General features: G+C 35.6%; 19 protein-coding genes. 4 read left to right on the forward strand and 15 right to left on the reverse strand.

All coding sequences use genetic code 11. The features are described 5' to 3' along the window. Positions 1-185: 185 nt before the first annotated feature. From IGI46_RS13165 to IGI46_RS13175, 3 genes are all read left to right on the forward strand, one after another. The gene (locus IGI46_RS13165) at positions 186-818 is read left to right on the forward strand and encodes a pentapeptide repeat-containing protein (protein ID WP_429973557.1); all 633 of its coding nucleotides are present in this window, start codon (positions 186-188) and stop codon (positions 816-818) included. A gap of 134 nt (positions 819-952) precedes the next feature. Then, a complete protein-coding gene (locus IGI46_RS13170; RefSeq protein ID WP_429963556.1) occupies positions 953-1,525 on the forward strand; it encodes an RNA polymerase sigma factor in 573 nt (190 codons plus the stop codon). After that, the gene (locus IGI46_RS13175; protein ID WP_429973558.1) at positions 1,518-2,873 is read left to right on the forward strand and encodes a hypothetical protein; all 1,356 of its coding nucleotides are present in this window, start codon (positions 1,518-1,520) and stop codon (positions 2,871-2,873) included. Before IGI46_RS13170 ends, IGI46_RS13175 begins: the two co-directional genes overlap by 8 nt. 659 nt (positions 2,874-3,532) lie before the next feature. Here the strand turns inward: IGI46_RS13175 and IGI46_RS13180 are convergent. From IGI46_RS13180 to IGI46_RS13250, 15 genes are all read right to left on the reverse strand, one after another. After that, a complete protein-coding gene (locus tag IGI46_RS13180) occupies positions 3,533-4,747 on the reverse strand; it encodes an ammonium transporter (protein WP_429963558.1) in 1,215 nt (404 codons plus the stop codon). Positions 4,748-4,853: 106 nt separating this feature from the next. Beyond that, positions 4,854-5,597 (reverse strand): ABC transporter ATP-binding protein, encoded by a 744-nt coding sequence (locus IGI46_RS13185; protein WP_429963559.1) that lies wholly within the window; start codon positions 5,595-5,597, stop codon positions 4,854-4,856. Beyond that, complete coding sequence (locus tag IGI46_RS13190) at positions 5,575-6,399, reverse strand: ATP-binding cassette domain-containing protein (RefSeq protein WP_429963560.1); 825 nt, start codon at positions 6,397-6,399, stop codon at positions 5,575-5,577. The genes IGI46_RS13185 and IGI46_RS13190 overlap by 23 nt, the downstream gene beginning before the upstream one ends. Positions 6,400-6,414: 15 nt before the next feature. Next, on the reverse strand, positions 6,415-7,236 hold the full coding sequence (locus tag IGI46_RS13195; protein WP_207704893.1) for an ABC transporter permease: 822 nt from the start codon (positions 7,234-7,236) through the stop codon (positions 6,415-6,417). After that, positions 7,233-8,168, reverse strand: coding sequence for an ABC transporter permease (locus IGI46_RS13200; protein ID WP_429963561.1), 936 nt, complete (start codon positions 8,166-8,168; stop codon positions 7,233-7,235). Before IGI46_RS13200 ends, IGI46_RS13195 begins: the two co-directional genes overlap by 4 nt. A gap of 15 nt (positions 8,169-8,183) precedes the next feature. Next, positions 8,184-9,776 (reverse strand): nickel ABC transporter substrate-binding protein, encoded by a 1,593-nt coding sequence (gene nikA / locus IGI46_RS13205; RefSeq protein ID WP_429973559.1) that lies wholly within the window; start codon positions 9,774-9,776, stop codon positions 8,184-8,186. Positions 9,777-9,838: 62 nt separating this feature from the next. After that, the gene (locus IGI46_RS13210) at positions 9,839-10,609 is read right to left on the reverse strand and encodes a class I SAM-dependent methyltransferase (protein WP_429963563.1); all 771 of its coding nucleotides are present in this window, start codon (positions 10,607-10,609) and stop codon (positions 9,839-9,841) included. A gap of 248 nt (positions 10,610-10,857) precedes the next feature. Then, positions 10,858-11,706 carry an urease accessory protein UreD gene (locus IGI46_RS13215; RefSeq protein WP_429973560.1) on the reverse strand — a complete coding sequence of 283 codons (849 nt, stop codon included), beginning with the start codon at positions 11,704-11,706 and terminating at the stop codon, positions 10,858-10,860. 1 nt (position 11,707) lies between these two features. Continuing rightward, positions 11,708-12,319 (reverse strand): urease accessory protein UreG, encoded by a 612-nt coding sequence (gene ureG, locus IGI46_RS13220; protein WP_429963565.1) that lies wholly within the window; start codon positions 12,317-12,319, stop codon positions 11,708-11,710. 12 nt (positions 12,320-12,331) lie between these two features. Next, positions 12,332-13,036 carry an urease accessory protein UreF gene (locus IGI46_RS13225; protein WP_429973561.1) on the reverse strand — a complete coding sequence of 235 codons (705 nt, stop codon included), beginning with the start codon at positions 13,034-13,036 and terminating at the stop codon, positions 12,332-12,334. After that, on the reverse strand, positions 13,026-13,481 hold the full coding sequence (locus IGI46_RS13230; RefSeq protein ID WP_429963567.1) for an urease accessory protein UreE: 456 nt from the start codon (positions 13,479-13,481) through the stop codon (positions 13,026-13,028). Before IGI46_RS13230 ends, IGI46_RS13225 begins: the two co-directional genes overlap by 11 nt. Positions 13,482-13,643: 162 nt before the next feature. Next, positions 13,644-15,365 (reverse strand): urease subunit alpha, encoded by a 1,722-nt coding sequence (ureC, locus tag IGI46_RS13235; protein WP_429963568.1) that lies wholly within the window; start codon positions 15,363-15,365, stop codon positions 13,644-13,646. A 29-nt stretch (positions 15,366-15,394) separates the two neighbouring features. Continuing rightward, the gene (locus tag IGI46_RS13240) at positions 15,395-15,721 is read right to left on the reverse strand and encodes an urease subunit beta (RefSeq protein WP_429963569.1); all 327 of its coding nucleotides are present in this window, start codon (positions 15,719-15,721) and stop codon (positions 15,395-15,397) included. 37 nt (positions 15,722-15,758) lie between these two features. After that, entirely contained in the window at positions 15,759-16,061 is a 303-nt protein-coding gene (locus tag IGI46_RS13245; protein ID WP_429963570.1) for an urease subunit gamma, read from the reverse strand. A gap of 21 nt (positions 16,062-16,082) precedes the next feature. Then, the gene (locus tag IGI46_RS13250; RefSeq protein ID WP_429963571.1) at positions 16,083-16,601 is read right to left on the reverse strand and encodes an AmiS/UreI family transporter; all 519 of its coding nucleotides are present in this window, start codon (positions 16,599-16,601) and stop codon (positions 16,083-16,085) included. A gap of 754 nt (positions 16,602-17,355) precedes the next feature. Between IGI46_RS13250 and IGI46_RS13255 the strand changes: the two genes are divergently transcribed. After that, on the forward strand, positions 17,356-18,138 hold the full coding sequence (locus IGI46_RS13255) for a tyrosine-protein phosphatase (protein WP_429973562.1): 783 nt from the start codon (positions 17,356-17,358) through the stop codon (positions 18,136-18,138). Positions 18,139-18,155: the final 17 nt, after the last annotated feature.

Here is an 18,155-nt window from a genome sequence, read left to right on the forward strand (position 1 = left end):
ATTTCAGTGAACAAAAAGAACTGATATACTGAACAAGTACGTGGAAAAAGGGACAGCATGGTGAATCGATCGGATTCACTCGTGAAGGTCACTTGAGAAGTAATACCTATTTTAAATTAAATCACCAACAACTTGCCGATCTGGCAAGATACCTTTATTTACGGACTATTAGAAGGAGAACTGACATGAAAAAGAACCGACCAGCTCAGCCGATTTTACCCGGACATTTTACAAATGATTTCTACTTAGACGACGAAGCTACTTTCGAAGGTATTGAAATCAATGAGATGGATTATAGCTATTTGACTGCTCGAAATTTAATGATTCGCGCTTCGAGGATGAAGAAAGTAACCATGCAACGGACCCGTTTAGAACGCGTCGAATGCAGCAATGTCGTTTTTGAGAAATGTGATTTGTCTAATTTGGACTGGATCGGTGGCAGCTTTCATCAGGTGATTTTTGATCAATGTAAGCTGACTGGAACTAATTTTGCTGAAAGTTATTTGAGAGATTGCCGTTTCACCAACTGCGTTAGTAATTTTGCTTCGTTTAGTGCAACTAATTTAAAAAATGTTCAGTTTGATCATTGTCAGCTAAACGATAGTGAATTTTTTGAGTCTACCTGGAAGCACTTATTTTTAGAGTATAACGAATTAACTAATAGCAATTGGATGAACACGAAAATGTCTGGTTTAGACCTATCAAGTAATGAGTTTGAACGAATTATGCTTTCCCAGGATCGAATAAAGGATTTAATTGTTAATCAAGAACAAGCATTGATTATCGCAGCTGGATTAGGAATTAAGATTGTTGATTAAATGTTACTGCTAAAATAAAAATACAAGATTAGTTGAACGCTCATTAGACATCTTTTGTTTAAAGAGCGTTTTTTCATTCTAGCTGAGGAATTTTAATCAATTGGATTGTATTGTTAGTGAAGGGGAGGTTAGCAATGACCAACGAGGAAATGAAAAAGAAGTTGATTGCCGGCGATGATCAGTTTTTTGATCAGCTTATCAACCAATACAGCAAATTATTATGGGCAGTGGGGGCAACCATATTAACTGTTAAAAATTCCAATCAGCAAATGGATATAGAAGAAGTCATTAGTGATGTATTTTTACGTCTTTGGCAGCAGCCAGAAAAATATAATCCTAAAAAAGGCAGTCTTAAGAGTTATCTAGTCATCATGACTAAAAGCTTAGCCTTAAACAAACTAAAAGCAAAACGCCGGCATCACCATGAAGATCTTGATGAGATTAACGAAATTTATTTAGCAGAAATATCAACAAAAGAGGAAGAGCTTGCTTGGCAGGATTTATACGATGCTGTAATGAAGCTAGATGAGCCTACCCGCAGAATTTTAATTATGCGCTTTTTCTACGAAATGAAACCTAGTGAAATTCAAACACAATTAGGCTTATCCAGCAAAGAAATCGACAATCGCTTGTACCGTGGAAAGAAAAAACTGCAGGAGTTTCTAGACTATCAAAATTTCATTAACGAGGTGAACAGCTATGAGTAAAGAAAAACATCCATTTGAATACTTAACTGATGATCAGTTAGATGATTTTCTAGACTATTCAGAAGTACCCTTTACAGGAAACAACACCGAAAATATAAAAAAGCAATTCCACAATAAGAAATCGCTTAAGCCGAGAAAAAGATCTTCCTCTAAACGAATTGCCGTCTTTGCAATCGCGGCAGCCAGCATAATGTTTTTAACTGCCTTTACTTTTCGAGATGAATTACGGCTGATTTATCAAAAACATTTTGGTTCTGAAATCGAAGTATTACTAGCCAATTCAGATCGTCTTGAGCAAGAAGTAGAGGACCAAGGTCTTCGATTAAAAGCAATTAGTTCCTTTAAAGATGGCAATACAACTTACTTTATATCTCAGTTGACTGATTTAACTGGCAATCGCTTAGCTGATGACACCCAGCTCGAAAGCTGGCAAATGTTAAATGGGGGAAACAGCCGTGTTGTTGATTATGACCAAACTACTAAAACTGCTACACTGCTTACACAAGCTGTTGAATGGGATGAAGGAATTAAGCCCGGCTATTTCTTGGAAAGTTTTACTAGTCATAGAGAAGACTTCCAAGAAACCTATTCTGTTCCTTGGCAAGAAATTCCTCAGTCAGATAATTGGCAAAAAAGAGCAGCAACAGAAGGTTTTGGCGGGGGGGATGACCCTAAAGCGATGGAACGTCTATCGTTAGATTTTGACGAACTAGCCAAAACGTACTTGATCCCAGCAGAAAGCCTGGTAGAACTAGGTAAATACGCTGCCGTATCAGCAGTAGGCTTTAAGGACGGGTTACTACATTTGCAGACCAAAGAAATCAATACAGTCGGTTCAGCAACGTTTATTAGCCTAAAAAATCGTACAAACGGTAAAGTTTTATCAGAAATCGCTTCCTTCAGCGTTGATGCTGGAACTCACAACAACGAAACCGGCCGATCAGATTATAGCGAACATCTATTCGAAATTGATAAAAAAGACTTAGTTGATTATGATTTACAAGTTGAAGGCTTTGAATCACAAACTCATCAAAAAGGAAATTGGGCAATTCAACTTGAAGAACCTAAACAATTACCGGCGAAGGAATTAGCAGATCAAGCTGTAACCATTAATGGGCAGCAAATCCGACTACAGAATATTCGATTATCACCAATTTCACTAAGTTTCAATCATGTTGGAGCTTTAAATGATGCAGCAGTAGAAATTATGCTGAAAGATGGTACGACCAAAGAAATAAACCTTGAATATCAACAAGAAAATGATTACTATGAATGGCAGTTTGGATTGATAGATTTGGATACTGTTAAAGCAGTTAAGATTAATGATCAAGAGCTAAAGTTAAACTGACACCAAAAACTCTAAAGGAATGCTGCGAAAACATTTCTTTAGAGTTTTTGGTCTAAATTAGGAGAAGAATGCATAATTTGGATTGATTTAACGCTGTTAAATGCTAAAGGCTGTAAAAAACACTGATCAGCTAGGGATTTGATACAATTTGAGTAATATTATTAGATTTTTATTTTAGTTTACATAATATACATTATACAAAGTTAAGTGGTTGGAAACTAGGACTGAAATGCTTAGTTTTTTGACTACATTCTACTTCATTGGTCGTTTTTCCTATAATTTTATAGTGTTTCTTTCTATCGTACAAATATTTCCCATAACCATTTTCTAAAGCAATTAGCATCTAAAATGCTGCAAATATTAATCCAGCATTTACATCTTTAGTTTTTTTCTATGAATGCTTAGTTTTTTATTCTTTATCAACCAATAAAATGATCTAATCGAAATGGGATGATTAAGTCGCAAACCATTTCTCTATTGAAATCTGCGAAGTGCTCTTTTCTCATGTCTGTTTCCCTTAATTCTTGCTGTATTGGTGAAAGTCTTCTTCAGAACTAAAATAGTCATATATTGCACATTTTTAAATGAGTTTTTCCAGATAACTTTGACATATAGTATATTAAAATTATCTGGAAAAACTAAAATTTCAACTGGAATAGTTATTCATCATATGTATTTTGATGAAAAAATTGTTTATCTAAACCGATTTTTTGTTCTTCCTCTGTTGTTTCTATTCTAACTACTTTGGAGATAAGAATCAAAATGCCTCTTGTCATCACAAATGAATACAAAGCAACAAAGCAAACACCTAAAATTTGAACAAGCAAACCATGCATTCCTTCAACAGTAGCTAAAGAAGCCCCTGTTCCAAAAAAGCCAATCAGAATTGTCCCTGTGAAGCCGCCAATTCCATGAACCCCCCACACATCTAATGCATCATCCCAACCTTTTTTCTTACGGAAATCTACTGCAATGTTACAAACAATTCCTGCGATGACTCCAATCAATAATGCTTGAGGTGGTTTTACGTATCCTGCACAAGGAGTGATTGTTGCTAGACCAGCGATTGATCCGGTCAAAATGTCAACAAAATCATAGTATCCTTTTTTTACCTTTGCTACTATAATCCATACGGTTAGTGCTGTTGCTAATGCAATAAAAGTTGAAACAAACGCATTTACAGCTTGTAAATTAGCTCGCAATGCACCCCCCGAATTAAAACCGAACCAGCCAAACCATAACAAGCCTGTTCCAATAGCAGCAACCATCAGATTATTGTGTTGATTTTTTTGTTTTTCTGATAATTTTCTTTGACCCAAATAAAGAATTGTTGCAAGAGAACCGAAACCAGCTGTGGTGTGGATTACGGTACCACCAGCAAAATCTTTAAAATTGAAATTAGCTAAGAAGCCGCCTCCCCATACCCAATGACATACAGGGAAATAGATTAATAGATTCCATGCGATCAACAATAAAATATAGCCTCTCATTGTCAAACGGTCGGCGAAAGCTCCTGTCATTAAAGGAACTGTAATGACACAAAACATCATCTGAAAAGCGAAAAACATGATAAATGGAATGGTAGCTCCGTGTAATAAGTTAGCGAGCGTGCCAACGTTTTTCATTAAGAAAAAATTTGCTGGGTTTCCAATTATGCCATGAATATCGGAACCAAACGCTAATCCAAAACCACCAAATACCCACATCAAAGTGGTAATCCCTACTGATAGGAATGATTGTCCCATAATTACTAAAATATTGTTTTTTCTTGATAGCCCACCGTAGAAAAAAGCCAAGCCTGGTGTCATTAGACAAACCATCGCAGTACATAAAATGATAAAGGCTGTATCTCCTGTATTTATTGCATTTGACATAAAAACGTCTTCCCTTCTTAAAAATAATTTATATGAATATTCAGATTTTTCTGTTCATTTCTTAAGGCTCTGCTTTAAATCTTCTTGATGATCTTTATTTGAAGAATCAAACTTGTGCATCAATTAATTCTTGAACATAAGATGAGGTAGTTGACATCAACTCTTGTATGGTGATAGCTTCAACCATTTGTCCCTCTTTAAGAAAAATGACTTCCTCACAAAAATAAGTTGCAAGTTTTAAATTATGCGTAACAAAAATATAGTGTAAATCAAGTTCTTGTTTTAACTGTAGTAGTAAATCAAGTAAGCGATCAGTCGTCAATAAGTCTAACGAACTGAATGCTTCATCAAAAATCAATACATTTGCATCTGATAAAAGACTCCTTGCGATACAAACCCGCTGAATTTGTCCTCCACTCAGGTTCGTTGCTTTATTCGACAGATATTCTTCGGATAAACCCACTCTTTCCAACATGCTAATGATCTTTTCAAGTGCTTCAGCTTTATTTTTTATCGGTTCTAATGATTCCAATAAAGCTTCCTCGATAGTAAATTCTGGATTAATCGCTGTTGTATAATCCTGAAATATCAAGCTTACATGATTTTTGGTCGTTTCTTTCGTGTCCATAAAACGAATCCGTCCAGACGTTTTATCTGATTTTTCGATTCCAGCAATCACTTTAACTAAAGTAGTTTTACCGCTACCGCTCTCACCTAAAATTCCTATAATCGATTCAGAAGCTGAAAAAGAGATATCCTTTATCCCGCCCTCATATTGTTTTTTTTTGAACCAGTTATTTTTTTTGTAAAAAGTTTTTGAAATATGTTCAACTTCGAGCCATTTTTTCATTTTTTAGTCTCCAAAACGGGGCGCTGATTTTTCTATTTTTCTTGCGGATTGCCCCTAAATAAGTTTGATCATTTTCATCTAACGGATTCGTTTCCTTCTGTTCGACTTTCTTACCATCGACCATCACCAACACTTCATCCGATAAAAAGTCTAAAATTTCTATGTCATGTGTGGCTATTAAGATAGTTGTTTGATTATTTTTTTTTAATTCGAACAAAAGATCCACAATCTTTTTTTTATTTAAGCTATCTAATGAACTTGTTGGTTCATCTGCAATAATCACCTTTGTTCTCATTTCAATCGCGAGTCCTATGGCGCAACGTTGCAATGTACCACCTGACAATTGAAAAGGATATTTTGTTAAAATACTTTCTGGAAGCTCCATTTTTTTTAACAACGTGCTGATTCGTTGCTTGGCCTGCACTTTGTCCAATTGATTTTCGGTAAACGTTTCTTCTAATTGCTTGCCCATTTTTTCAATTGGATCAAAAGCTTCTATTGCATTTTGAGGAATAAAAGAGAAATCATAACTTAATTTAATTTTTTTATTCGTTTCATCTTTTGTTTGAATGATTTGTTCTACGCCCGTGTTTGTAACGTACCGTATCTCACCTGTAGTCTGTAAAGAAGGATGACAAATCTGCATGATGGTCGTTAGTAATGTTGTTTTTCCACTGCCGCTTGGACCAAAAATCCCTAAACAAGAATTATTTTTTACATCAAATGTGACATTCGATAACACATGCTTCTTTGTTTCTTTTTCTTTAATGGTTAATTGATCTACAAACAATATTTTTTCCATTGTCCTTCAAATTCCTCAATTCTTTTCCTGCATCGTCTCTATTAGTGCATCTCCAATATAGTTGAGCATAGCTACTACGATAAATATTATTGCCCCTGCTGGAATCATTTGCCAAGGCTCTACGACAGCAACTTCTCTTGCATCATTCAACATGCGACCCCACTCAGCAGTAGGTGGTTGAATCCCAATACCTAAAAAAGAAAGCGCACTTATACTCATTACAACTGCACTCATATCCAGTGTTGAGTAAATAATCAACGAGTAAATTAAAGATCGCAGCATATGTTTTTTGAAAACCCAATACTTATTTTTTCCAGAGCTTAAAGAGAACAGTACGTAATTTTTACCTTTCTCTTTCATAACTTCTGAACGAATCATTTTAATATACCAGGGCCATCGAACAATGGTTAGCGCCAAGACGATTGTTAGCATACTCGGTCCCAAGATACCAATAATACATAAAGAAATCATTTCACTTGGCAAAGAGAGTAACCAATCACAAGTTCTCATGATGATTGCATCAATTGACCCACCTGCCATCCCTGCTAAACTACCAAAAATGAATCCAGCAATGAGAATTAGTAGAATGATTACGAACGACAAAAGAATTGTCACTCTGCCACCATAAAGGAGGCGGGAAAAAATATCACGACCTAATTGATCCGTTCCTAACCAATGGTTCCAACTCGGAGAAGCCAATTTATTCATAATATCTTGCTTATTCGGATCGTAAGGAGCTAGAATATTTGCAAAAATAGTACTCGTAAACAAGACAATTAAAAATACAAAGGAAATAGTGACTAATTTATCATTTGCTATCTGTCTAATTAACTTCATTGGTTCTCTCTTTCTTTTAATCGTGGATCAATTCGCTTAGTTAACGAATCAATCAGCAAACTGCTAACAATGAAAAATAACGACATGATCACGATATACGCTTGTAATACAGGCAAATCACGATTGTGAATGGCTGTTATACAAAGAAATCCCATGCCAGGCCAAGCAAAAACACTTTCTATGATTACACTGCCGGCAATCAATTTAGGAATACTTACACTAAAAGAAACAATAGAAGATCGTATAGAGTTTTTTAATAGATGCTTTGTAATTTTTTTCTGTGAAAAACCTCTCACCTGGTAGTAAGCAACATATGGTAATTGTCTATTTTGAATCAAATCTTTTCGAATCAATCGAATATAGGAACTTGAGTAAACCAAAGACAACGTAAGTGCAGGTAGAACGACTGATAATAACCCGGTATAGCCACCTGTCGGAAACCAATTTAATTCCACTGAAAAAAAGGAGATCAATAGAATTGCTAACCAAAATGAAGGAATTGCATTTAAAACAAATGTTAAGATACGAAAGAATCTTTCAATCCAATGATTGTAAAAACTCGCCGCTAAAATCCCTAGAACTAGGCATGTAATAAAAATGAAAAGCAGAGTTATTGCGGTTAGGAAAAGAGTATAGGGGAATGCTTCCACAATCATTTTACTAACACTTTTCCCGGTCGCATAACTCGTTCCAAATTCACCTTTAAGAACCTTCTCTACCCAATGAATGTAGCGCGTAAAGAATGGTGCATCCAATCCTAATTCGTGCCGCTTTTGCCTTACGTTTTGTTCGGTTGGGGTGATCTCCTGGACACGCAAAGCCACCTCTGCAGGGTCATTTGATAAAAAAGTTAAAAGGAAAAATGGAATAAAGGTAGTTAGAAATAAAATAAGCACTACTTTTCCAATGTTCTTCAAACTTGATAGGATCATTTCACCACTACTCTCTTATTCTTCTTCAAAGTACATTTTTTCAAATGGGATTTCATATTGCGAATCATTAAATACTACATTTTTTAGTTGTGAAGTCCCGATTGCCTTTGTTTTAGAATAGGAGATTGGAACATACACACACTGATCATTGACATAGGTTAAAATTTCACTATAGTCTGCTTGTCGTTTTGTCTCGTCTGGTTCAACCATTACTTCGCTAATTAAATTATCCAACCAAGCTTTTTTCTCTAAACCTGTTTGTGCCTGATAATCACCATGGGCTGGAATTCGCCAAGAAGACACATAAGATTGCGGATCATAGGGTGTTCCCCATGACAATGAGTACTGTAAATCAAAATCTCCATCTTTTTGACGATCAAGGAAATCTTGTTTTTCTTCAGAGACAATCGATAAATCAATTCCAACTTCTTTTAAATCTGCTTGAATCGATTCGGCGACTGTTCCCTCTTGTGCATTTTGGGCATTATAAGAAAAGATAAGCTTCAAAGGTTTTCCATTTAAATAGCGAATTCCATCATCGCCCTCTTTCCAACCAGCCTCATCTAATAGTTTTTTTGCTTGTTCCACATCATAATCAATGTGCTTCAATTCGACATTAGAATATGGGGCTGTTTTAGGCAATAAGGATTCAGCCTCTTCTTCAGAGCCATTCAGGATACCGTTAATGATATTCTTTTTATTAATGGCATGAGTAATCGCCTCTCTCACTTGTAAAGATTGAAGATTTTCTCGTTTACTATTCAATAAAATTGCTCTGGAAGCAACAGGTTGACTTGAAACGGATACTAAAGAGTTATCTTTGCTTAAAGCATTAAAAGCATCTGTATTCAATTGGTCGCCATCTGCACCATAGATCAGGTCAAGTTCTCCTTTTTTTAACGCTAAAAGTAAGGACTGAGAATCAGAAATTACTTTCCAGTCAACTTCTGTGATTTTGGGTTTCGCACCCCAATAAGAATCATTGACTTCAAAAACTGCGGATTGGTTATCTTTATGTTCTACTAACTTGTAAGGCCCTGTTCCCGCATAACTGATGACGCCATCTTTGGTTCCGGAATCTTTAAAACTTTTTGGTGAAATAAAACGGAAGGGCCGAGTTAATCCAAGCTCTGTCAGAGTTGGATAATAGGGATGCTTCAAGCTTAATTTAAAGGTATGATCATCTACTATTTGAGTTGTATCTATTTCATTGACCATATCCAGCCATGCGTGACGCTCTTTATTGGCTAAGATGGCATCGAAATTTTGTTTAACAGCCTCTGCATTAAATGGTTCCCCATCAGAAAATTGCACACCTGATCTAAGCTTAAAAGTATACTCTTTTCCATCTTCTGAAATCGTCCAACTTTCGGCCAAAGCAGGTTTTATTTTTCCATCTTCGTTTTTTGTCAAGCCTTCAAAAACCATATTTTGCGCAGACATTTCGCCATTGTATAAGTGGGGATTAATATCGCGAATATCTTTAGTGCTGCCATAAATCAATTTTCCCGCTTTATGGTTTTGATTTACTTTTTCGCCACAACTAGATAATACTAGCAATAAACATACTAAACCCAAGAAAATAGTATTTAATCGTTTTCTCTTCATTTCTCTTTTCCTTCCATCCATAGTGCCATCGCCATAAAGATTTTACAGGTTGTAACTAAAGATTATTTCTTCGCCTCTATCAAAAAAATAGGTGAAAATTGAAAGTTTAATTTTTGAACCTCACTCAGTAAATCATTGTTTATATCTTTATGGATTATGACGTTTTCAAAGCCATATTCTTGCAACAATCGTTGATCCCACATGGGACGAGATATTTTTGACAAGGGCATTTCTTTTGCCAATTTTTCCATCCAATCAATATTGGTATCCACATAATAGTCTCTTACATCTAGTTCTTGCGTTTTTTTGCGGTTCGCCTCGTAGGTTTCTCGAACCTTTTCATCATAAAGATAGTGATACCAATTTGAATCGAAATTTAGCAACATTCCTCCTGTTTTTAACACTCGCTGCCATTCTTGATAAGCTTTTTCAGGATTTTCTAAATTCCATGTGACATTTCTAGTCACGATTGCATCAAATTGTTCTGTTTCAAATTGTAATTCTTGCGCGTCCATTAATTGCCACTGGATCAAATCCTTTAAATCACCGGCATTCTTTTGTGCTTGTGTAAGCATTTCAGTAGTCATATCTATCGACGTTACTTCGTAGCCTAATTCAGCTAACAAAATGGACAAGAACCCTGGACCTGTTCCAATATCCAAGATGGTTCTAACTGGCGTGCTGCTTGAATTTAATTTATTTACAATGACTTCTTGCCAACGTCTCTTCTGTTCTCCCAGCAACTCTTCTTGGTGCTGTTGCCCATAAGTTTCAGAACGTTCCGACCAATAGTCAATCATTTCATTTTTAAATGTACTTTTTGTACTGTTCATCTCATTTTTCTCCTGTTCCATAAATGTCTATGATTTTATTACGAACTAAGGATTTTCTCACCATTTGTTCGAATTTAAGGAAGGGCTGGAACAAAGCACCAATTTCTTAATGCTTTGTTAGAGCTTCAAATTCAAAAAAATGGTGAAAAAATTTTTTTAAAGTAATCGAAATCACTCAATTATTTTTCATCGTTGCCAATAGTCGAATTAACTTCTTTATCTCCGGTCGTGAGTATACATTCTATGAATCACTTTTGAAAATAATGCTCATTTTTACTGAGATTTAATTCAGGAGCTTTCAGTTGTTCTATACGAAAACAATTTAAAGCAGCCATTAAAACTTTTCTGTTTTTTTCGCTTTTATCTCCTAAAGTTCGTAACACAAAACCAGGTTTTTCTAATGTTGAAAGTCCAAACTCAATATCTGTATCCATTGCAGTCAATTTTTGTCTGATTCTTTCAATTACTTCGTCAGTACATTTAGGGCTAACAATAATCAAACTATTATAATTCGAATGACCTTCAAAGTGTCCTAGCGATGCCATATCATTCATTCGCGGCTCGCAAATCAGATGATCATTGTAGATCAAGCGATCATTCATGAGAATCGTCGTTTTCATTTGCAGGTCTGTATATTGAAATGGTTTTTCATCTTCTGACCAACCAGCGGTGACACCATCAATTAAAGCGATAGTTGAAGTATCTTTCATGTGAATGATTGTTTCTTGTTTATATATCGAATTCTTGTATGGAATGACTTCATCCGTTAAATATTCAAAAGTACATTCTTCCTTTAAGTCTATATGAACCGTTTGTTTTGTTTGAATGCCGTTTTCACACTTATAAACATAGGTTGGTGCTTGCGTCGTTACTATCGCATGAGCTTCATTGTCAATTATCATATCTACTTCATATTTTTCACCTTCAATAAAGCCGCCACCAGTGCTGATAAAGAAATAGTAGGGTGTCTTTTCGTTAGGTAGAGGAATATTAGAAGATACTCTTGAATTTCCCTCATGATAAACTTTTGAAGCAATTGTACGTTTACTACGATTTACAAATGTCATCTGGATCAATCCATCTATATTCTGCTTCATATTACAAACCTTCTAATAAAACATTATGACGTATCCAATTGTCAACAGATTCTAAGCCTTCTTGATCTTTTAAATTGGTAAATAGAAACGTGTTCTCATCTCTAAATACTTGGGTATCTTTTCTCATCACATCTAAATCAGCTCCAACATAGGGTGCTAAGTCAATTTTATTGATGATAAACAAGTCACTTTTGATCATTCCTTGACCTGCTTTTCTTGGGATCTTTTCCCCTTGTGCTACGTCAATGATGTAAATAGATGCATCGACTAATTCCGGACTGAAGGTTGCAGCCAGATTATCGCCACCACTTTCCAAAAAGATAATATCTAAATTTTCAAACCGATCTTTTAATTGTTCGATAGCCGCAAAGTTCATTGAAGCATCTTCACGAATTGCTGTGTGAGGACAGCCCCCTGTTTCTACGCCAATAATACGATCTTCACTTAAGATAGAATTTTTTGCTAAAAAATTTGCATCTTCTTTAGTGTAAATATCATTCGTAATCACCGCTACGTTCAGATCTTCACTCGTTTGTCTTACTAATCGTTCAATAAGTAGCGTTTTACCTGATCCTACGGGACCACCAACGCCGATCACTACTGTTTTTTTCATCTGTTTTTCCTCCTAAGACATAAATAATCGAAAAATTTGTACTTCATGCTGAATTTGCGATAACTCGATACCAGGAACATTTGCACCCAGACAAGAGCTATCCAGTGTTTCAATTTCTTGGACAATGCTTTCTAACAAAGCAAACGTACGTTTTAAAATCAATTGTCCGCTTTTTTGGCCTAATGGTACGGCACGAACTGCATTCTGAATCATTGTGGAATTAATACTATATCCGTATAATAAGATCGCTTCTTGAACTTCTAATCCTTTGAAATGAGCAAATATAGAAAAAACGATAGCTGGATTTCCATACACCTGATCTTCTCTAATTAATTCTTTGTATTCCGTTAAAAGTGGTATACAGTGCAACGTTTGAACCAAATCGATCATTTGTTTCGCGATCATTTTTGTCCCATTTCTCGTCTCGCTTGCTTGTGAAGAACAGGTTATAATGGAGTCATAGATCCAAATTTTTTCAATTTCATTTTTTTCCAAGGCATCGAAACATAAAGCAATCAATAGCCCTTCTCCATATTTGAATTGTGTTTTTAAATAGGTATCCAGCCATAGCTCAAATTCATCTGTATTTGTCACTCTATCCGTTCTTATATAGTTTTCCATTCCAAATGAATGGTTAAAGGTTCCAATAGGGAAGGTTGAATCACAAACTTGTAATACATCCAAATAATTTTCAAGCTTTTGCCCATTAATGTTCATGAGATAAGTCCACGTGCTTCAATGGTTTTTTTAGTTTGATATTTTCGATTTTATAATCAACTTGCTTTTTTTCTAACAAAGCAATCACTGTTGGATCAACCTCTAAAACGATATTTCCCTCTTCCACAACGACAGGCTTATGCGTATTTCCTAGCATATGAGCAATTTCACCCATTTCGTCCATTGTTTTTGGACTAACAATGATCATTTCCTCTAACCGAACAGTGATTAGTACTAAATTATGATCATCCAAGAAAAAAATAGCCCCATGGTGCAACTCTTCATCCTCATTTGAAAGACGAATGCCGTATTCGTTTCCGTGATCAGTTTTTACTCGAATGATTTTTTTATTTAGTTCATCACTATTTAAAATCACAGTTTCTACATGATACTTTTCTATATCTGTAAGTTCACTCACAGTTGTATCTATTGCTGTTAAAATCATAAATTACCTCCTATTTAACTTTTTTAATTCTCATTCAAAATTAATGAAAGATTGGAACAAAAGCTTTGATCAAGGCAGTTAAAAAATCTGTTCTTCATAACTAATACATAATCAAGCAGTTTTTCGATAGACCAGCTCTTTTGTTCCAACCTCCTGTTTCACTTAGAATAAGTAATAGCGTTGACTTAATGAAATTGCCTCAACGGGATCACAGGTAATTAATTCGTCATCAATTTTTACATCGAACGTATGCGGATCAACCGTGATTGTTTTTGGACTATAGTTGTTTAATTTCATATCTCGTTTAGTTAGATTTCGAGTGTTATGAACAGGTAAAACGACTTTATTCAAACCAATTGCTTCTTTAGCATTGTGATCATAGGCATATTGAGAAACAAACGTAATGTTAGTCGTTTCAACTGCTTTTCCACAAGCACCAAATAAGTCTCTCATCAAACGAGGTTGTGGTGTTGGTAGGCTTGAACTTGCATCACCCATTACACCATATGTGATCATCCCCATTTTCAAAACCATTTTTGGTTTCGTTCCAAATTTAGCTGGTTCCCAAATCACTAAGTCGGCAAATTTACCTTCTTCAACAGAACCAATATAATCTGAGACTCCATTTGTGATTGCTGGATTGATGGTGTATTTAGCTACATAACGTTTGATACGATTGTTGTCACTAAATTCTGTATCACCATCTAAAGGTCCGCGTTGTTTTTTCATTTTGTCTGCTAATTGCCAACAACGCATTGCAACTTCACCAACACGTCCCATTGCCATTGCATCAGAAGTCATGATACTCAATGCTCCCATGTCATGAAGGACATCTTCAGCCGCAATTGTTTGTTTACGAACTCGTGATTCTGCGAATGAGACATCTTCAGGCAGTTTAGGATCTAAATTATGACAAACCATAACCATATCAAACAGTTCACTGATTTCGTTGGTTGTATAAGGATTGGTAGGATTTGTTGAAGATGGCAACACATTGTCATGCCCTGCTACCACCATAATATCAGGCGCATGTCCACCGCCGGCCCCTTCTGTATGGAACGTATGAACCGTTCTACCTGCAAAAGCATCTAAGGTATTGCCGACAAAGCCACCTTCGTTTAATGAGTCAGTATGAACAGCAAACTGAACATCGTATTTATCAGCTGCCTTTAAGGAATTATCAATTCCTGCACTCGTCGCACCCCAGTCTTCATGGGTTTTGATTGCCATTGCTCCTGCTTCAATCTGTTCTGCAATCGTATCTGGCGTTGCGCCAGAACCTTTTGCCATAACCCCCATATTGATTGGTAACGATTCTGCTGATTGCAGCATTTTCTCTATGTGCCATTTACCTGGAGAAGTTGTGGCAGAGTTTGTTCCATCTGCCGGACCTGTTCCACCACCAAATAGTGTCGTAATTCCGTTATCCAGACCTGCATGCGCTAATCCTGGAGAAATAAAATGAACATGAATATCTAAGCCGCCAGCAGTTACAATCAAACCTTCAGCTGAAATTGCTTCAGTGCTTGCTCCAACAACAAAGTCAATATTATCCATATTATCGGGATTACCGCCTTTGCCTATAGCAAAGATTTTTCCATCACGAATACCGATGTCAGCTTTAATGATTCCAGTGTAATCAACAATCGTGGCATTTGTGATAATCGTGTCCGCAACTAAAGGATTTGCCTTACGAGTCTCAGTTGCACTGACACCCATTCCATCTCTTAGTACTTTTCCGCCGCCGAATTTACTTTCTTGACCATGAACCGTATAATCTTTTTCAATTGCCGCAAATAAATTAGTATCTCCTAGCCTTACACTATCGCCTAGTACAGGGCCAAACATTTGCGAATACTTATTTCTATCCATTTCAAAGCTCATATTTTCCCTCTTTTCCATTATTTGGGTGTTTACGCTTTACGATCATCATCCAAATAACCATTTACTTTATTGTTAAAACCAAAAATGCGGCGTTTTCCACCCATTTCAATTAAATTTACTTTTCTTGTTTCACCCGGTTCGAAACGAATTGCTGTTCCTGCTGGAATGTCCAACCGTTTACCACAAGTCTGTTTACGATCAAATTTTAAACCCTCTTCATTCGCTTCATAGAAATGAAAATGTGAGCCAACTTGAACTGCGCGGTCACCTACGTTTTTGACTTCTAATGTGATTGCATCGTAACCTTCATTACATGAAACTGGATCATTTGCTAATTTGTATTCTCCTGGAATCATTTACTTTCCTCCTTAATCAAAAAGATTATGCCTATTTTTACTGAATAGGATCATGAATTGTGACTAGTTTAGTACCGTCTGGAAAAGTTGCTTCTACCTGTATCATTGGAATCATTTCCGGAATTCCTTCCATAACATCCTCTTTTGTTAGAAGGATACGTCCCTCATTCATTAATTCTGAAACAGTTTTTCCTTCTCTAGCCCCTTCTAAAACTAAATCTGTGATCAAAGCGACGCTTTCGGGATGATTCAATTTGATTTTCTTGTCTTTTCTTCTTTGAGCAATCATTGCTGCCAAACTGATCATCATTTTTTCTTGTTCTCTTGTCGTCAGTTGCATATTTTTCTTTCTCCTCTCAACTTACTTCGGCCATAAATTAATTAGCATCAGGAATCCTGGGATCCAAGCAGTGAAAATTCCTTCTCCAATAGCTAAATATCCTACGAATTTTCCTAAATTCTTTCCAAGAGTATTTTCGATAAAGCCTGTGAGCCATAAAATACCCCATAAAAACCAGATGATTCCATACAATGAATTCCCGCCGTATCCTTGAAAACATAAAATACCAGCTGGAATTGCATTAATTGCGACGAATAAACTGAACCAGCCATATAGTTTTTGATCCAAATTGAAAATTGAATTAACAGCCGTGTATAAGTAGGTAAAGGCAAATAGTAAACCTGTTGCACTAGCATAAAACCATGCGCTATCTTTGTTGGCGATTATTCCGTAAGAAAGCGCAACTAGATTTAGAGTTAGACTTAGTCCTCCTGTAAACAAATTCATCACCGCAATTGATTTATCATTTATTTTTTGTAAGCGATAAAAACCATTACTCATTAACACCATGCCTACATACAATAAAATGACACCCAACATGTTTTGTTCCTCCCTTCTATTTTTTAGTTACAAATCTACACCTGGTATAGCACTAAAAAAATTCTGAACTAGATAGAACTTTTTATAACTAATCAAATAGGTATCGTCATGGCACCTCTCCTCTCTGTTAAAGCTAGAATACTTCAGATTTTTGGGTAAAAATACGTAATTTATGGCGGATATTCCGACAGATATTTTTCTTCTATAGCACTTATTTAAGAATAGAAAATACGAAAACCTTTATATTGGCAGTTTTTATTTGAGTGAGGAAAAGATAGGTTTACGCATTGTTTTCTATGTTTACATTTTCTATTTTGAGTATTTCAGATAACTGTTTTTAAAGAAGCTTTAACTAGGAGTTGTCTTTATACCCACCGATATTAGCTGTCCCTCCATATATCGTTTTGAGGTTTACGAAAAGAAACGGACTTGCAGAAGTTAATAAAACTGATTTTCACAAGCATAATTTTTATGATGTGATAAATTGGGAGCTTAAAACCAGGTATAAGGAATGGAATCAATCGGATTTTTGAACCTTAATTGGAGGGGTGCGTTAGCTAAAGGAATAGTTTGAGGATAATAAAATTGCTATCTCGAGCAATCCTAGTTCTGATTAAAAAAGAAGGATTGAATTTTGAAAAGAAAAAAGATGACCAGCATTAGATAAACGAGAATTTATTAGTTACTAGTAAAACGAAGGATTCCTGCACCTTCGACAAATGAGTACTTTTTTGTTTTGCATCTTTTTTATTCTATGTGTATACTAGCAAAAAACGAAAAGGGTGAAATTATGTTAGCAAATTTTAGAGATATTGGTGGAATACCTGTAGAAGCTGGAAACTTTAAATCCGGTTATTTTTATAGAAGTGGACAATTGACCGATTTAAGTGAGCAAGATATTCGTAGTCTAAAGAAGGATTATAAAATTAAAAAAATATATGATTTTAGAAGTGCACAAGAGATTGAGGAACAACCAGACACGGAAATTGATGGTATAGAAAAAGAAAATATCGATATTTTACAATCAGTTGCGTCTATTAATATGGCCGCACTGAACAACATGCAGGGTATTGACAGTAAAAATGTGAAAAATGCGATGATCGAAACTTACAGTTCTTTAATTACTAGTGAGTCAGCAATAGAAGGCTACAAACAGTTTCTTGAAGGGATTCTAGATAAAAACACCCCATTGGTTTTTCATTGTTTTGCTGGGAAAGATCGTACCGGAATTGCTGCGGCAATTATATTAAAAATTGCTGGTGCAACGGATGAACAAATAATGAATGATTACCTAAAAACGAACAGTTCTCGTGTGTCTATCAACAGAGAAATTCTCTCAACTTTCAAATCAACCTTAACTAAAGATCAGTTAAAGGCTTTAAACATCGCTTTGCTAGTTGATAAATCCTATTTAATACACGCTCAAGAAGTTTTAAACAAAACATATGGATCTTTCGAGGGGTACTTGTTCGAAGGCTTAAAAGTCCAAAAAGATTACATTGATACTTTTAGAGAAAAATTTGTTATTAGAAAATAGACAGTTTGCAAAAAAAG

The organism is Enterococcus sp. AZ163 (genome assembly GCF_050498925.1).
GTDB lineage: Bacteria > Bacillota > Bacilli > Lactobacillales > Enterococcaceae > Enterococcus_A > Enterococcus_A ferrettii.

Excerpts from the sequence above, each read along its gene's own strand:
- IGI46_RS13200 (WP_429963561.1), bottom strand. The coding sequence starts at position 8,168 with ATGATCCTATCAAGTTTGAAGAACATTGGAAAAGTAGTGCTTATTTTA.
- IGI46_RS13165 (WP_429973557.1), top strand. The coding sequence starts at position 186 with ATGAAAAAGAACCGACCAGCTCAGCCGATTTTACCCGGACATTTTACA.
- IGI46_RS13175 (WP_429973558.1), top strand. The coding sequence starts at position 1,518 with ATGAGTAAAGAAAAACATCCATTTGAATACTTAACTGATGATCAGTTA.
- IGI46_RS13185 (WP_429963559.1), bottom strand. The coding sequence starts at position 5,597 with ATGAAAAAATGGCTCGAAGTTGAACATATTTCAAAAACTTTTTACAAA.
- IGI46_RS13210 (WP_429963563.1), bottom strand. The coding sequence starts at position 10,609 with ATGAACAGTACAAAAAGTACATTTAAAAATGAAATGATTGACTATTGG.
- ureG (WP_429963565.1), bottom strand. The coding sequence starts at position 12,319 with ATGAAAAAAACAGTAGTGATCGGCGTTGGTGGTCCCGTAGGATCAGGT.
- IGI46_RS13230 (WP_429963567.1), bottom strand. The coding sequence starts at position 13,481 with ATGATTTTAACAGCAATAGATACAACTGTGAGTGAACTTACAGATATA.
- IGI46_RS13180 (WP_429963558.1), bottom strand. The coding sequence starts at position 4,747 with ATGTCAAATGCAATAAATACAGGAGATACAGCCTTTATCATTTTATGT.
- IGI46_RS13195 (WP_207704893.1), bottom strand. The coding sequence starts at position 7,236 with ATGAAGTTAATTAGACAGATAGCAAATGATAAATTAGTCACTATTTCC.
- IGI46_RS13240 (WP_429963569.1), bottom strand. The coding sequence starts at position 15,721 with ATGATTCCAGGAGAATACAAATTAGCAAATGATCCAGTTTCATGTAAT.
- IGI46_RS13215 (WP_429973560.1), bottom strand. The coding sequence starts at position 11,706 with ATGAAGCAGAATATAGATGGATTGATCCAGATGACATTTGTAAATCGT.
- nikA (WP_429973559.1), bottom strand. The coding sequence starts at position 9,776 with ATGAAGAGAAAACGATTAAATACTATTTTCTTGGGTTTAGTATGTTTA.
- IGI46_RS13225 (WP_429973561.1), bottom strand. The coding sequence starts at position 13,036 with ATGAACATTAATGGGCAAAAGCTTGAAAATTATTTGGATGTATTACAA.
- IGI46_RS13245 (WP_429963570.1), bottom strand. The coding sequence starts at position 16,061 with ATGCAACTGACGACAAGAGAACAAGAAAAAATGATGATCAGTTTGGCA.
- ureC (WP_429963568.1), bottom strand. The coding sequence starts at position 15,365 with ATGAGCTTTGAAATGGATAGAAATAAGTATTCGCAAATGTTTGGCCCT.
- IGI46_RS13255 (WP_429973562.1), top strand. The coding sequence starts at position 17,356 with ATGTGTATACTAGCAAAAAACGAAAAGGGTGAAATTATGTTAGCAAAT.
- IGI46_RS13190 (WP_429963560.1), bottom strand. The coding sequence starts at position 6,399 with ATGGAAAAAATATTGTTTGTAGATCAATTAACCATTAAAGAAAAAGAA.
- IGI46_RS13250 (WP_429963571.1), bottom strand. The coding sequence starts at position 16,601 with ATGTTGGGTGTCATTTTATTGTATGTAGGCATGGTGTTAATGAGTAAT.
- IGI46_RS13170 (WP_429963556.1), top strand. The coding sequence starts at position 953 with ATGACCAACGAGGAAATGAAAAAGAAGTTGATTGCCGGCGATGATCAG.